At 38.5% G+C, this 14,348-nt stretch carries 11 protein-coding genes and 1 tRNA gene; 2 read left to right on the top strand and 10 right to left on the bottom strand.

Translation table 11 applies throughout. The features are described from left to right. Positions 1-9 precede the first annotated feature (9 nt). On the bottom strand, positions 10-1,272 hold the full coding sequence (locus tag VOI17_RS07880) for a c-type cytochrome (protein ID WP_323756701.1): 1,263 nt from the start codon (positions 1,270-1,272) through the stop codon (positions 10-12). Between the two features lie 612 nt (positions 1,273-1,884). On the opposite strand from VOI17_RS07880, the gene VOI17_RS07885 reads away from it, so the two are divergent. Next, positions 1,885-1,958, top strand: a tRNA-Pro gene (locus tag VOI17_RS07885). 326 nt (positions 1,959-2,284) lie between these two features. On the opposite strand, the gene VOI17_RS07890 is transcribed toward VOI17_RS07885, so the two are convergent. Genes VOI17_RS07890 through sdaAB form a run of 3 tightly spaced genes read right to left on the bottom strand, consistent with a single transcriptional unit; the run spans position 2,285 to position 5,793 of the window. After that, positions 2,285-3,652, bottom strand: coding sequence for an efflux RND transporter periplasmic adaptor subunit (locus tag VOI17_RS07890; RefSeq protein WP_323756702.1), 1,368 nt, complete (start codon positions 3,650-3,652; stop codon positions 2,285-2,287). A 1-nt stretch (position 3,653) separates the two neighbouring features. Continuing rightward, the gene (locus VOI17_RS07895) at positions 3,654-5,102 is read right to left on the bottom strand and encodes a TolC family protein (protein WP_323756703.1); all 1,449 of its coding nucleotides are present in this window, start codon (positions 5,100-5,102) and stop codon (positions 3,654-3,656) included. A gap of 13 nt (positions 5,103-5,115) precedes the next feature. Beyond that, positions 5,116-5,793, bottom strand: coding sequence for an L-serine ammonia-lyase, iron-sulfur-dependent subunit beta (sdaAB, locus tag VOI17_RS07900; RefSeq protein WP_323756704.1), 678 nt, complete (start codon positions 5,791-5,793; stop codon positions 5,116-5,118). 82 nt (positions 5,794-5,875) lie between these two features. Between sdaAB and VOI17_RS07905 the strand changes: the two genes are divergently transcribed. Then, complete coding sequence (locus tag VOI17_RS07905; RefSeq protein WP_323756705.1) at positions 5,876-6,682, top strand: aminotransferase class IV; 807 nt, start codon at positions 5,876-5,878, stop codon at positions 6,680-6,682. On the opposite strand, the gene VOI17_RS07910 is transcribed toward VOI17_RS07905, so the two are convergent. The 6 genes from VOI17_RS07910 to VOI17_RS07935 form a co-directional block, all read right to left on the bottom strand. Continuing rightward, a complete protein-coding gene (locus VOI17_RS07910; protein ID WP_323756706.1) occupies positions 6,660-7,454 on the bottom strand; it encodes a thymidylate synthase in 795 nt (264 codons plus the stop codon). The genes VOI17_RS07905 and VOI17_RS07910 overlap by 23 nt on opposite strands. Before the next feature lie 111 nt (positions 7,455-7,565). After that, complete coding sequence (locus VOI17_RS07915) at positions 7,566-8,939, bottom strand: DUF5723 family protein (RefSeq protein WP_323756707.1); 1,374 nt, start codon at positions 8,937-8,939, stop codon at positions 7,566-7,568. Continuing rightward, positions 8,939-10,567 (bottom strand): hypothetical protein, encoded by a 1,629-nt coding sequence (locus VOI17_RS07920; RefSeq protein ID WP_323756708.1) that lies wholly within the window; start codon positions 10,565-10,567, stop codon positions 8,939-8,941. The genes VOI17_RS07915 and VOI17_RS07920 overlap by 1 nt, the downstream gene beginning before the upstream one ends. A 27-nt stretch (positions 10,568-10,594) precedes the next feature. Further along, on the bottom strand, positions 10,595-10,783 hold the full coding sequence (locus VOI17_RS07925) for a PspC domain-containing protein (RefSeq protein WP_323756709.1): 189 nt from the start codon (positions 10,781-10,783) through the stop codon (positions 10,595-10,597). A gap of 23 nt (positions 10,784-10,806) precedes the next feature. Next, positions 10,807-11,802 (bottom strand): endonuclease/exonuclease/phosphatase family protein, encoded by a 996-nt coding sequence (locus tag VOI17_RS07930; RefSeq protein WP_323756710.1) that lies wholly within the window; start codon positions 11,800-11,802, stop codon positions 10,807-10,809. 110 nt (positions 11,803-11,912) lie between these two features. After that, positions 11,913-14,327, bottom strand: a complete 2,415-nt coding sequence (locus VOI17_RS07935; RefSeq protein WP_323756711.1) for an ABC transporter permease — start codon at positions 14,325-14,327, stop codon at positions 11,913-11,915. Positions 14,328-14,348: the final 21 nt, after the last annotated feature.

Consider the following 14,348-nt stretch of genomic DNA (forward strand, 5'->3'; position numbering starts at 1 on the left):
TTCAATAAATTAATAGTGACATTTAGCACATTCCAAACCACCGATATCGGCTACTTTCATTGGTGTTTTTGAGGTTGCGTTGTGCATCTCCACCAACTTATCATAATATCCGTTACCCTGCGTATTTACATCTGTATTTCTATGGCAGTCAATACACCAGCCCATTGTTAAAGGAGCAAACTGTTGAACAACCTCCATTTCTTGAACCTCACCATGACAAGTCTGGCAGGCAATCTCTCCTACTGTTACGTGTTGTGAGTGATTGAAATAAGCCAAATCAGGTAAGTTATGAACACGAACCCACTCAATTGGCTTTCCGCTCTCTTGCGCATCATATAATTTCTGAATCTGAGGTGACATACCAGCTTGACCTCCTACATTTTGAATTTCAGAATGACAATTCATACAAATGTTGACTGATGGAATGTTGGCACTTTTAGCAATTTCAACACCAGTATGGCAATACTGACAATCAATCTCATATAAACCAGCATGCAGCTCATGTGAGAATGCTATTGGTTGAGTTGGAGCGTAACCTTGTTGCACGCCCACAGTATAAAGACCGTCAATTACATTTTTGGCAGCCAAGGCAACCACAAGGAAGGTAATGATACCTATAACCGTTGGGCTTCTTAAGAATGCAGTAATGCTGAATTTCTCATTAACAATTTCTTGATCGGTCTCAGTAAGCTCTTTCTTGTCCTTTAAGTAACGGCCAACAAAATTGATAATAATGGCCAACACTATTAACAATAGCACTAACACTACTATCAATGTCACCATAATTACGTTAAGGTACTCCGAAGGCACACCACCAGATTGAGCAGCACTACCTTCAGTGGCCGTTCCTGCCACAGGAGCAGCTTCTACCGGAGGATTCTCTTCAGTATATCTTACATAAGCCATAATGGCTAAGATTTGATCATCAGCCAAATCTTGGTTTGGCATTACCTGATTGTACTCTTTGAAAAGAGCTACAGCTTGAGGATCGCCATCGTTGATCATTTTGCCTGGGCTCTTCACAAAAGATAAAATCCAGTCTACATCTCTTCTATCATAAACACCAGCCAAGGCAGGACCAACAACTTTCTTGTCTACCGCATGGCATGAGTTACAGATGTATTCTTTAAAGAGATCTTCTCCATTTTTGATGATTGCTTCATCGGTTGGAATTTTATCTCTCTGAGCAAGGGCTTCCTGGCCAGAAAAAACAAAACAACACACAAACAAGCATGCTGTCGCGAAGCGGACTAGTAGTTTTTTGGATAACATGTAATCAATAGTTAGAGTCACAGATTGTCTCATCACGTAAAATCGAGACAAAGGTAGTACCGGAATGCCTTATTTCAAACTAAAGTTTAGATAGTACATGAGTGGTCGAAACAGATTTAAAAACCACATATTTAATTCATTGACAGCTATTTACGGACATAAATTATCGCTCTTACCTATTTAGAATTATTATAAATAGACTAGGTAGACAGAATTAGTGTAACCCTGTATACAAAACGGTTTTCACAAGTAATACTTAAAGATTAAAAGAACCTAAACCTTACTGGAACAAACCTTTGATTAACTGCCATATTCATTGATTCATGTATCTAATTGGTTGTCAGATATATTAGCGTTCTCCGAGTTTTTTCTTAGTATTTACTAATACCTAAACCCAATATTTCTATAAACTACAACTCCTAAAAGTCTCTTACAAAACAATTTCATTGTTGCTGAATAAAAATTTAACCAGAGGTATTGCCTAATAAAAATTATCCCTATATTTGCACTCGCAATTGGGACAACGGTCTCAAAAAGCAAACTAAAACAGTCTTGATATATTGAATAAAGACTGAAAGAAATTGGGAACCGAACTCCCTCAAAATTAAAGTTCGGGGTGTAGCGTAGCCCGGTATCGCGCCTCGTTTGGGACGAGGAGGTCGTAGGTTCGAATCCTGCCACCCCGACAACAAAAGCTTCTGAGAAATCAGAGGCTTTTTTGTTTTTAGACCTTCAAGTATTCTAATGGAGAGGTCGTAGGTTCGCTCCGAAGTCTCGGAGCTGCCACCCCGACAACAAAAGCTTCTGAGAAATCAGAGGCTTTTTTGTTTTTAGACCTTCAAATATTCTAATGGAGAGGTCGTAGGTTCGCTCCGAAGTCTCGGAGCTGCCACCTTTACTTTTTTTTATTGAAAACAAAGTGTCTTCAAATAAAAAAATCTCCTTGCTAGTAGTTAACTAGTGGCAAGGAGATTATATACTTTCAAATGGCTCTTAAGCCATTAAGTTCATCTTAGTTATTAGAGGTAGCACCGAAGTTCTTAGCCGCAGTCTTTTCAATTAAGTCACCTTCTTTAATGGTTTTAGAAACCACCAAGAATGGGCCAGAAACTACAACATCACCTTCTTTCAAGCCTTCCAATACTTCAATATTGTCGTAATCACTGATGCCAGTTCTCACTACAACCATTTTTGCTTTTCCACCTTCATCGATGAACACTACTTCTTTGGTTTCATCCTTTGATGCAGCATTAGTAGTCGCTACAGTAGTAGTTCCTGTGGTTTGACCCTCAGTCACTTTGGCATTTGGATTCCTAGTAGTCACAGCTGACAATGGCACAGAAAGAACTCCCGATTTTGTGTTGGTAATAATTTCAACACTGGCAGTCATCCCTGGTCTGAATGGAGAAGCACTTTTAATCTCAGAAAGTAAGTCTGCAAATGACTCATTCAATATCCTGATTTTCACTTCGAATTCAGTTACTGCATCTGCCGATGATTTAGCATTTGCCGTATTAGCAATTGAAGTTACTATCCCTCTGAACTCTTTATCCATTGAGCTGTATGAATCAACATCAATGATGGCCGTGTCGCCTTGAGTTACTCTAATGATATCGTTTTCGTTTACATCAACTCTAACTTCCATCATAGTTAAATCCGCGATACGCATCATTTCAGTACCCGCCATTTGCTGAGTCCCTACAACACGTTCTCCTTTTTCAACATCTAGTTTCGATACAGTTCCAGAAGATGGTGCTCTTACCACAGTAAGTCTTACATTCTCTTCTGCCTCCTCTACGGTAGCTTGACTTGACTTAATTACATACTCAGAAGCGTTAACACTTTCTTTAGCGGCATCTAAGTTCTTTTTAGCTACTTCATAATTAGCCTTGGCGGTTTCAAAATCAGATTCAGAGATTACATTCTCTTTTCTTAATTGCTCAGAACGCTCAAAGGCTTGTTTAGACTGAAGCAATTGCGCTTCGTTTCTTGCTACCTGAGCAATGCTAGACGCCAAATTGGCCTTTTGCTGATTCAGGTTTGCTCTCGCTCTTTCTAATGCAGATTGTAAGTTGTCAGGTCTAATTTTAACCAAAATCATTCCTTCGGTTACAAAATCTCCTTCTTCAACATTCAATTCAATAATCTCTCCTGCCACATCTGGGCTAAGTTTGATTTCCGTTACGGGCTGAACTACACCAGAGGCAGTTACTTTCTCTATAATAGTAGCTTTTTTGGCAGATGCCATCTGAACTTTTAACGTTTTAGGCTGGCCTATAAAGCCCGCTTGTTTGCCAACCACGGCAACTACTAAAATCAGTACTACCGCTACTAACAGTATATAGATTAGTTTATTTGATCCTTTCTTTTTCTTAGCCATGTTATTGTAGTGTAATTGGGTTCCCTAAATAGAAATCTAAAATCTTTGTTCTAAAAATGTACTCGTATTTGTTTCGAATTAAATCTGCTCTTGCAGAAAATAAGTTATTGCTCGCAATTTGATAATCAAGGTTGTTTACGTCACCTACATTAAACCGTTGTTCAGTAGCTCTGAACGACTCCTCTAAAGCTGTTACTCGCTTAAGTGTTGCATTGTATGTATTTAATGCTGCTAAAGCACTGTTGTAAGCTGACTCTATACTTTGCCTCAGTTGATTTCTTGTGTTCATTGAGGTGATCTCTGCACGTTGCTTAGTGATTTGCGCCCTCTGAAGGTTAGCACTGTTAGAGTACCTACTGAAAATTGGGACATTTAACCGGAGAGAAACTGACTGACCTAGGTTGTCATCATACTGATTGAATACGCCATAGTTCTCTGCATAAACGGGTATAGTTTGTTGACTTGGATTTGAGAAAACAGATTGGTTGGTACCTTCCACAAAACCAATGTTCTGAGCAGGCACAGTAGTTTGCTGGGTACCTATTAACTGCCTGGCCCTTCCAGAATGGTTAGTTGATACACTACCACTTAAACTTACAGTTGGCAAAAAAGCACTCTTAGCAATATCCACTCCTATTTCACTAGTTTTCACTCCTAGCTCAGCACTTTGTATTTCTGGCTGCACACCCATTGCGATATTGTAAATCTCACTTGGGCTTTGAGAAATAAAACCGAGTTGATCTACAGAAACTTCTGGAGCAACTACTTCCAAAGATTCATCCGCAGGCATTTGCATCGCTTGTTTTAAATTAAGAGAGGCAGCGCGAAGACTGTTTTCAGCATTCACTACTGACACTTCGTTTGTTGCAACTTGAGACTCCAAATCCAATTGGTTTGTCATAGGAAGTGATCCTGCATTCACCAATTTTTTTGTCCTTTCAAGTTGAGCTTGAGAAGACTCTAATTGAAACTGAGAATTCTTCAACTGCTCTCTGCCCAATAAAACATTTAGGAAATTGGTTGCTACTGTTACACCAATGTCATTCTTAGCTTTCTGAAGATCGAACTCACTTGCGTCAAGGTTAAGCTCATTTCTTCTAATAGAGTTTCTTAATGCCCCTCCATTAAACAATGTAACCGATGTACTAGCTGATAAACCACTACTCACAAAGCTAGTACTGATAAAGCCGTTCGTTACAGGGTCAATAGTTCTACCAAAAGACTTCCCTAAATTTCCCCCAGCACTTAAACTAGGTAGAAGGGCAAATTTTGATTCCTTCAACGATATTTCGCTGTTCAACTTGTTCAGTTCACTAGAACGAACTGTAAGGTTATTTTGCCATGCATAATTAATGCATTCTTCCAGCGTCCAGTTATTTTGCTGACCATAGGACGCAAGCAGCATAAAGAGTCCTGTAAGACTCAGGTAAATTTTTCTTTTCCAAATCATGTTTGATTGCTTTTTAAAAATCTATATCGGGTATATAAATGACCTTTTTGACCCAACTTAAATGGTTTAAATATTCAATTGTAATTTTATCTAATCCCGAATCTGCTTCAATACAGTGACAAGCCATATCCGACTTTCCTTTTCTATTCACCGACATATGTGCAATATTGCATTCAGAGTTCGCTAAAATATTCGCTATAAACGCTATGGCTCCTCTTCTATCCTCTGCTGTTATAATCAAAGTGTGTAGATTGGCATTAAAGCCAGTCGAAAACCCATTTACACTTACTATTTTAATCACTCCTCCCCCTCTACTTTCACCAACCACCTCAATTGTTTCTTCTTTGGCAGTCACTCTTATTTTAACTGTATTCGGGTGCATTGTAAGCGAGTTACCAACCGATCTAAAGCTGTAAGTAAATCCCGCCCTCTCTGCTTCGTCAAATGACGTTTTAATTCTAGCGTCATCTGTCTTAAAGTCTAGAAGCCCAGCAACAATAGCCCTATCACTTCCATGCCCCTCGTAAGTTCTAGCAAAAGAATTGTAAAAAGTAATTTCAGCAGTTTCAGGCTTGCAGCCCAAAATCTTTCTTGCCACTCTGCCAATTCTAACCACTCCAGCGGTATGTGAGCTCGAAGGGCCTATCATTACAGGACCAATCATATCAAATACACTACTTTGTTCAGCCATAACCTAAATTTATTCTGCTTTCAAAATTAGAGAATAATCCCCTACTTGAATTCGCAATCTGTTTAAGTGGTTTATAGAATACATGAAAGCGATATTTAATTCCCGACTCATAGAAATTGATAGCCAAGTGCTCAATACTAAAAACAGAGCGTTCTGCTATGGAGACGGCCTGTTCGAAACAATTGTTACAGGTCCCCACCGAATTAATTTGACTGATTTTCACTTAGAAAGATTAACACGGGCATGTAAAGTATTAGATCTTGACTCTCCACAATTTTCGAATCAAAATTTAAGAGAAATGACTTCACAACTCGCTGACATTAATCAACTTAATGGAGACACAAGGGCTAGACTTCAAATTTGGAGGGAAGACGGAGGACTTTATTCTCCACAACTTTCTTCCTATTCTTTTCTGTTACAGGTAGCAGAAACTACAACGCCCGCTTTTGGACAAGGAGGGTCTATCGGCATTTCTACCTCATCAAAGACCAGCCATAACGCGATCTCTTTTGCCAAGACCATGAGTGCCTTGCCTTATGTGCTCGCAGGAATAGAAATGCGCCAAAAAAAGTTAGATGAAATTATTTTATTGGATGACCAAGGAAATTTATCAGAGACCCACAGCTCAAATCTGTTCTGGATAGAAGCTAATGAAATATTTACTCCATCACTTCAGAGTGGCTGTGTAGAAGGAGTAATGAGAAGACTTATTTTAGAAACATTGAAAGTAAATGAAGTGATGTACAAGCCAGAAAGACTTACTCTGGCAGACTCAGTATTCAGTTCTAACGCCAGTGGAATTCGTTATTTCACTTCTTTCGAAAATAAGAGGTATCTGAACCCAAAAGAAAAGCTCAGGAAAGTACTTAAACTGCTACAGCACCTTTAATATGTGGGTGCGGATCATACCCAACCAACTCAAAATCTTCAAACTTGAAATCAAAAATATTCTTCACCTCAGGGTTGATCTTCATTGTAGGCAATGGACGAAAATCTCTTGATAATTGAAGTTCTGTTTGCTCAAGGTGATTGTTGTAAAGATGAGCATCGCCAAATGTGTGAATAAACTCTCCAGGCTCTAAATCACAAACCTGAGCCACCATCAATACCAATAAGGCATAAGACGCTATATTAAACGGAACACCCAAGAACACATCTGCACTACGTTGATAGAGCTGACAAGATAATTTCCCGTCTGCTACGTAGAATTGAAACAAAGCATGGCAAGGGGGAAGTGCCATATTATCTACATCGGCCACATTCCAGGCACTCACCATTAATCGTCTGGAGTTGGGGTTTTTCTTAATTTGATCTATCAGCTTAGAGATTTGATCAATAGTACCACCGTCTCTGGCAGGCCAGTTCCTCCACTGATATCCGTAAACGGGGCCTAAATCACCATTTTCATCTGCCCAGTCATCCCAAATAGAAACTCCGTTATCTTTCAGATATTTAATATTAGTATCTCCTTGAAGAAACCAAAGCAACTCATGAATGATAGACCTCAGATGAAGCTTCTTGGTAGTAACCACAGGAAAACCCTCTGATAAATCAAAACGCATTTGATAGCCAAAAACACTCTTTGTACCAGTTCCTGTTCTATCTCCTTTGCCCACTCCGTTTTCCAGAATGTGTTTCATTAGGTCGTGGTACTGCTTCATAAATATGCACTTTTTCGAATGAAGAATTGATCTTCAAAATAAGCCATTTTAAAGATCAATTCGAAGTTTGATGCAAGGTTTTTAATCCCTACTCGCCCGACCCATTAAGAATTAGAGTGAGTCTAAATCAACAGCATCCGATTTAGAACTCCACTTTTTGTAACCAAACATAAGATTCAGTCCAAAACGAAAATCCATTTTAGAATACTGCTCTGGCTTGTTAGAAATCAACATATTGTCTGTCGCGAGATAAAGTTGCATTGGCCCAATATCAGTAGCAAGATTCAACCCGAGGTTAACTTCATTTTGAGGTCCTCTATAACTGCCCAAAACTCCAAAAGTGAATTTATTTACGGTATGGTTATATGCAAGTGCAAAAGATGGATCTATCTCTTTAAACACATGATTATTGAAAGCTATCACGGTAAACTTATCTCTTGGTGTTAGAAAAAGTGATGCTGCCAAATAGGTTTTCATTGGTAAACTGGTACTAAATTCCTTCTGAGTTTCGTTAGACCTAAACTTATTCTGAATACTGTCTTTAAACGAATCTGAAGAGTTCTCAAGCCCCCTTAATTGTATACCACTAATGGTAACAGTTGTGTCGGCAGTATTATAATTCCTTACCTGCTCTTTCCAGTTAATAGTGCCAATATCATTCATTGCCGCCTCAACAGTAAGCCAATCCAACACCTTGAATTTAGCACCCAAATCGAAGGCAACCGTTTTGTTCTGATTACTCATGGCATAACTTGATGCAGCATTACTCTCGTAGTCATCACTATTCATCAATAAGTCTAATCCTGCAGTATTTACTGTTGCATTTTGAAGAGATATTCGCCAACTATTGTCTATCTCGTTAGTATACAAAGTCCCACTTGCTCCCTCAGCAGTTGATGCATGAAATAAGCCAGTGATCACCTTGACCCTTGCGCCTACAGTTAACCTATCTTCTAAGAATTTATGTGCATGACCTATACCAATCTCATGATACGTATTTGCAAATATTCTGGTGTCTGAAAGATTAATTTCAGCGCCAATGCGATTGGAGTTACCATTGGCTAAGAACTCCATTAGGTCTTTCCCATATCTTAAATCTATAGAGGCTCTGGCGTTAGCAAAAAGGCTATACCCTCCATTCTTTGTTTTATATCCGACATGGAAAAGATTAGCGGTTACATCTGTACTTATTGTATTGATCTCTGCAGAAGCCGCTAGCATTACATCAAAGTTAACTTCAAAATTGACGTCACCACTTTGTTTAGAAATCAAATCTCTCAACTTGAAATCAGATTGTGCTAAAAAACCCGCAGTAGGTAATCCAAATGTAAAAGTTCCCTTAGGGATAAAAGCCGGTTGTAAGCTTTGTGTTTGAGGAACCAATTCTCTCAACTGAAAATACGAAAAGTATGCCTGTGAGTACGAAAACTGAATAGTAAATACTAAAAGAGCTGTGGTTAGTAGAAGTTTTTTCATGGCTTTCATCAGTTCTTAGTGTTTAATTCAATATCCGCTTGAGCAGCTAATTTTATTTTTAGGCTATAGTCCGAAAAGAACTTCACGGCCAGATTCGAAGATGCGTCTGTCGTAGTGAGTCTTGTAACTACATCAATACTTGTCGCATTTTCTAGAAGTCGAATATCGGCATCTAGAAAATTAATATCTACAATATTAGTGGTTGGGCCAGTTGTTCTTCCATCCCCCCCCACTGGGGCGCCTTCAAATAAAGCTCTTTGACTGACCGTAAACACCGCGTCATCATTTACATCTTTAAAAACCAACTCAATCTCACCTCCAAGTGGTAGCTCATTTTCAGCTATCAACCTTAAGGTCAATTTCTTGGCTTGTTCTAGGTCACCAGCAATATCAAAAGCAACATTCTGACGAGAAATTAAACCATTGATATTGACAATCATTGGCATTTCTAGCAACACGCCAATACTTAATTCATTACTAGCTCCAATAAAATTATATTGGGCGGGTGCACTAGCGGGGTTCGTTTCAGTATTCACTTCTATAATTACTTTTTTCGGCATTGAACTGATCAATTCGGGGATGTTGGAATTTGTTGAGTTCAACTTCAGTACCGTATTTACGCTAGTCCCGACTGCCCCTACTAGAGGTCCATTAACAATCCCGGGTGTTGTAGCTGCACTCCCAGTTAGCGGGATAATTTGACCCTTTTGGGTAATTGCTGCAATCTGGTTAAAATTAATCCCGAGAGGAAACCCAAAGCTATTATCAAAAACAAAGTTGAAGCTTGGCTCTGCGAAACTGATTGATCCTTCTTTAAAGGAATCAAAAAAGTCAAGGTTCAAAAGTTCAAAGTTTATATCAAGATTACGTGATCCAATAAAGCCATACACCAAATCAAATTTTGGACTGACCAATGACATAGAAAAACTAACCCCATCTGTTGCCCGAATAACGGAACTGCCTGAAACTCTCACCTGATAATCCAGTTTAACAACTATTTTATTCCTTACTTCATTACCGTTCTTATCCTTCGAAAAATCACCCACATACTTACTTAAGGCATCACTTAAGTTTACATTTGCGTTTCCGGGTGTGAGTGTCCCGGATACTACCAAGGGCAAATGAGTATCACTATTGACTAATGAACTTAATGTAAGTGTAAAGTCTACTTCAGCATCAATTTCAGAGTTCAGCACTATATCGATACTACCTCCACTAAACCTCACGCTATCAAATGCCTCATTTTGAGTTGCCGCCAAATCAAACTCATATACTTCATTAAAATTGAACTGAGCACCAAAGCCCGTAGCATTAATATTGAGTCCTGCATCTACCTCTTGAGCAAAGGTTTGATCCGCTAGTGTAAGAAAGCCAGTTGCTGTTTGAGATTGCAGCTGCGCCTCATACGTAAGCATAACTACATCCTCCGAGTTTTGCCCAATATCTACTCCTGCACCACTTAACTCACTAAACAAATCCTCTACAGTATAGGATAGTTCACCTATAGGGATCGCCAAGGAAGGCGTCCAAACGAAATCATTGAGTTCTGCATCTGCGAAATATTCAAAATTACAACCCACTAAAACGGCTGTAGCACATACTGCTAACAGAAAGCTTCTTATTCTTTTTATTGACATAGAAATATTGTTAAGTACACACGCTTGTTATTCTTGTGGCAATACAACCCACAAAATTATATAAACTAAAAGTCCCGAAAATGCTGTAAAAATTGTGGCCAAAACGTATAGAACTCTGACAAGACTCACGTCCCAGCCCAGCCATGCCGCAAGACCTCCACAAACTCCAGCTACTACTTTATCAGAAGACCTTTTAAAATCCTTATTTGACGACATACCTTGACTTAAAAGCTACTAAATTAATAACTTATTGAGTAAATACCTACTACTGGGAAGTGATCTGAGTAGTCTATTTCATTAAGTGTGGTGAAATCCAGCACCTTCAATTGATTATTATAGAACTGATTATCTATTCTAAGAAAGGGTAATTTACCATTATATGTAAATCCGAAGCCATTACCAGCATCCTCAAAGGCATTATTGAATTTTCTTGAAACCTTAAAGTAATTATAACCATAAGGTATATCATTAAAATCGCCAGCAATCAAAATTGGATAACGGCATTCTTTTGCGTGTTCCAGTAAATCATTAATTTGAGCAGCTCTTCTTACTGAGCCATCCTGAAATTTCCTTCTCACTTTTTCATACTTTTTCTCAAACTCCCCTTGATCAATTACTTCCTGATCAACATCGATCCCCATTGACTGTAGATGGACATTGTAAACACGCAACGTATCCTTACCTATTTTTAAATCGGCAAAAAGTATGTTATTGGTTGTCTGCTTTTCATAAAACACACCTCGATTTAGAATAGGGTATTTCGAAAATATGGCATAGCTGTTAGCATACCCCCCTACAAAACTATTGTATTCCCCCTTTTCAGATATCGTATTGATCACACTCGATCTACCCAAGAACTCTTGAAAAAATTTAATATCAGCGGTGTTTGACGTAATCCATTCAAGCATGGCCTTCTCATTCCCTTTATTCATCCTCATCATGTTGTAACTCAATACCTGAAATGATGAAGAAGACTTCTGGGTTCTGCTTATAGAAAAGGTGGACTGGATAAATGATAATCCAATAATGAGAAGTAAAGCCGGAAGGATTGCCCTTTTTGGCCTTGTAAACAACATAAAAAGGAAGAAAACCAAATTAATAATCAATAGAAAAGGTATGCCCAATGAGATTAAGGCTGAATACTTAAAAGTTTCGGGAGACACCCATACGCTTCCGTAAACAATCAAGGTTACGAGACACCAAATGATAATGGGAAGTTTTAAAATACTTTTCATTGGATAGGCTATCGGCCACTATTCTAACCATTTTCAAGCGAAGATCTTATATTAAGGACATAAAAAAAGCAGTCCGTATACGAACTGCTTTATAATCAATTAGATAGTTTTTATTCACTTCGAAGTGATTTCACGGGGTTAGCTCTTGCTACTTTAATAGACTGATAGCTCATGGTTAATAAAGCAATTGCAAAAGCCGATACCCCAGCCAAGACAAAAGCCAATAAGTTAATTGGAGGGCGATATGTAAAATCTTGCATCCACCAGTTCACACCCCAATACCCAAGAGCTGATGCAAGCACAAAGGATATAAACACTAAAATTGAAATCTCTTTGGACATTAAATAAATCAGTTGGATTACAGATGCTCCCAACACTTTTCTGATTCCTACTTCTTTGGTTTTCTTTTGCGCGGTAAAGGCTGCCAAACCAAACAAACCTAAACAAGCAATTATGATGGCCAATGCTGCGAAAACTGTAAAAATCTCTCCCAACTTACTCTCGGCAGTATACATATTGGTAAAGCGATCATCCAAAAATGAATATTCAAAAGGTTGTCCTGGAGCCATTTCATCCCACTTAGCTTCGGCATCTTTCACTTGAGAACTGACGTTCTCGCTATTCAATTTAATGCTTAAATAGCCAGTGGTTTTACCCAAGCGCATAATTAAAGGCTCAATTCCGCTTTTTAAAGTTTCAAAATTGAAGTCTTCAATAATTCCAATCACATTATAGCGATCAAGTACTTCTGGATTTTCACCAAACGTACCCACAATCCGGCCATCAATTTCTTCAATCCCAAAATCCTTAGCTGCAGTTTCATTGATAACCATAGCGGTAGAATCCGTTCCATATTCTTTAGAAAAGAACCTTCCTTGTTTCATCTTCATACCAAACACATTGATATAATTTTCATCCACTCTCCAGTTTTGGCAAACCATTCCTCTGTCTTTATCAATTACACCATCAGGAAAAAAAACAGTAGAAGAACGATTGCTCGAAGTCGGTAAGTAACTAGAAAACGATGCTTGCTCTACATCAGGATTCTGCAAAATCATATTTCTAAATGCATCAGAATTATCACCTAACATATAAGCATTGTGGATCACTAAAACCCTATCTCTTTCAAACCCTAACTTCTTATTCTGAATAAAATTCAATTGGTTGAGAATACTGAAAGTAGCAATGATTAGTAGTATAGAAACGAAAAACTGAAAGCTCACCAAGGCTTTCCTCAAGCCGCCAGATTTCCCTCCAGTGCTCACATCTCCCTTTAATACTTTTGCTGGACTGAAAGCCGAAAGGAAAAATGCTGGGTATAGTCCCGCTAAAAACCCAACTAAAACTGACCCGATAGCCACAACTGGTAGGTTCGCAAGAAACTCTAAAACCATCTGTCTATCAGTGAAATCATTAAAGAACGGAATAACCACTACAGCCAACGAAAGCCCTAAAAGACCCGCTATAAAGGTAATCAGTACGGATTCAGAAATAAATTGGCCTATTAACTGAGATTTGAAAGAACCTAACACTTTTCTTACACCTACTTCTTTCGCTCTGTTGGCAGAACGTGCAGTAGATAGGTTCATAAAATTGATACAGGCAATTACAAGAATGAAGATAGCAATCGAAGTAAATATATAAACATAGGTAATATCACCCTCAGGTTCAAAACCACCATAATTATCTGACCTCAAGTGGATATCAGCTAAAGGCTGTAAAAAGTAATTGAAGTTATTGCCTCCAGCTTTAAACTGTTCAAAGCTCATATTGAGGTATTGCTGAAGCTCTAGCCCCATTTTCTGGACTGCTATTTCGTTAATTTTATCCTGAACGGAAGTGAGGTCCGCATTTTTATTAATCACCAAATAGGTGTCAAAATTCTGACTCAGCCATTCTTGATTGTTGTAATCTCCTTCTCTGGTAATAAAAGAGAGGATGAAATCGAAATGAAAGTGACTGTTGTCTGGAATATCTTCATATACCCCACTCACAATCCATTCTTCGTCATTATCCAGTTTTAACACTTTACCCATGGGGTCTTCTTCCCCAAAATATTTTTCGGCTTGGGTTTGGTTCAATACCAAATGGTTTGGCCTTGAAAGTGCTTCGTCAGGGTTACCTTGAATAAGATTTACAGAAAACACTTTAAAAAAAGTCTCATCTGCAAAAACCAAGTCATCTTCATTGAAAACTTTATCGCCATACTGTACCACCCAATCTCCCGTACTTCTAAATCGAAGGCGCTCTTCCACTTCTGGAATTTGCTCCTTAAATGTGGGGCCAGCTGGAGACGGGTTCTGAGAACCAGTGAAATCACGACCATTAAAACGGCCTTCAATAACGACTCTGTAAATCTGTTCTTGGTTTTCGAAGTGCTTATCGAAACTCTGTTCGTAGTTTACATAAGTCATGATTAACAGCACGCAGGAAATGCCAATGGCAAGTCCAGTGATGTTCAGAAATGAAAAGAATTTATCACGCAGAAGACTGCGGAATGCAATTTTGAGGTAATTTTTAAGCATGTGGTTGTTGTTTGAGTTGTT

Source organism: Roseivirga sp., from assembly GCF_034669765.1.
In the GTDB taxonomy this organism is placed as follows: Bacteria; Bacteroidota; Bacteroidia; order Cytophagales; family Cyclobacteriaceae; genus Roseivirga.

Bases quoted from the DNA above. Each gene is read 5' to 3' on its own strand.
- VOI17_RS07890 (WP_323756702.1), bottom strand. From the start codon at position 3,652: ATGGCTAAGAAAAAGAAAGGATCAAATAAACTAATCTATATACTGTTA.
- VOI17_RS07925 (WP_323756709.1), bottom strand. From the start codon at position 10,783: ATGTCGTCAAATAAGGATTTTAAAAGGTCTTCTGATAAAGTAGTAGCT.
- VOI17_RS07905 (WP_323756705.1), top strand. From the start codon at position 5,876: ATGAAAGCGATATTTAATTCCCGACTCATAGAAATTGATAGCCAAGTG.
- VOI17_RS07920 (WP_323756708.1), bottom strand. From the start codon at position 10,567: ATGTCAATAAAAAGAATAAGAAGCTTTCTGTTAGCAGTATGTGCTACA.
- VOI17_RS07910 (WP_323756706.1), bottom strand. From the start codon at position 7,454: ATGAAGCAGTACCACGACCTAATGAAACACATTCTGGAAAACGGAGTG.
- VOI17_RS07895 (WP_323756703.1), bottom strand. From the start codon at position 5,102: ATGATTTGGAAAAGAAAAATTTACCTGAGTCTTACAGGACTCTTTATG.
- VOI17_RS07880 (WP_323756701.1), bottom strand. From the start codon at position 1,272: ATGTTATCCAAAAAACTACTAGTCCGCTTCGCGACAGCATGCTTGTTT.
- VOI17_RS07935 (WP_323756711.1), bottom strand. From the start codon at position 14,327: ATGCTTAAAAATTACCTCAAAATTGCATTCCGCAGTCTTCTGCGTGAT.
- VOI17_RS07930 (WP_323756710.1), bottom strand. From the start codon at position 11,802: ATGAAAAGTATTTTAAAACTTCCCATTATCATTTGGTGTCTCGTAACC.
- VOI17_RS07915 (WP_323756707.1), bottom strand. From the start codon at position 8,939: ATGAAAGCCATGAAAAAACTTCTACTAACCACAGCTCTTTTAGTATTT.
- sdaAB (WP_323756704.1), bottom strand. From the start codon at position 5,793: ATGGCTGAACAAAGTAGTGTATTTGATATGATTGGTCCTGTAATGATA.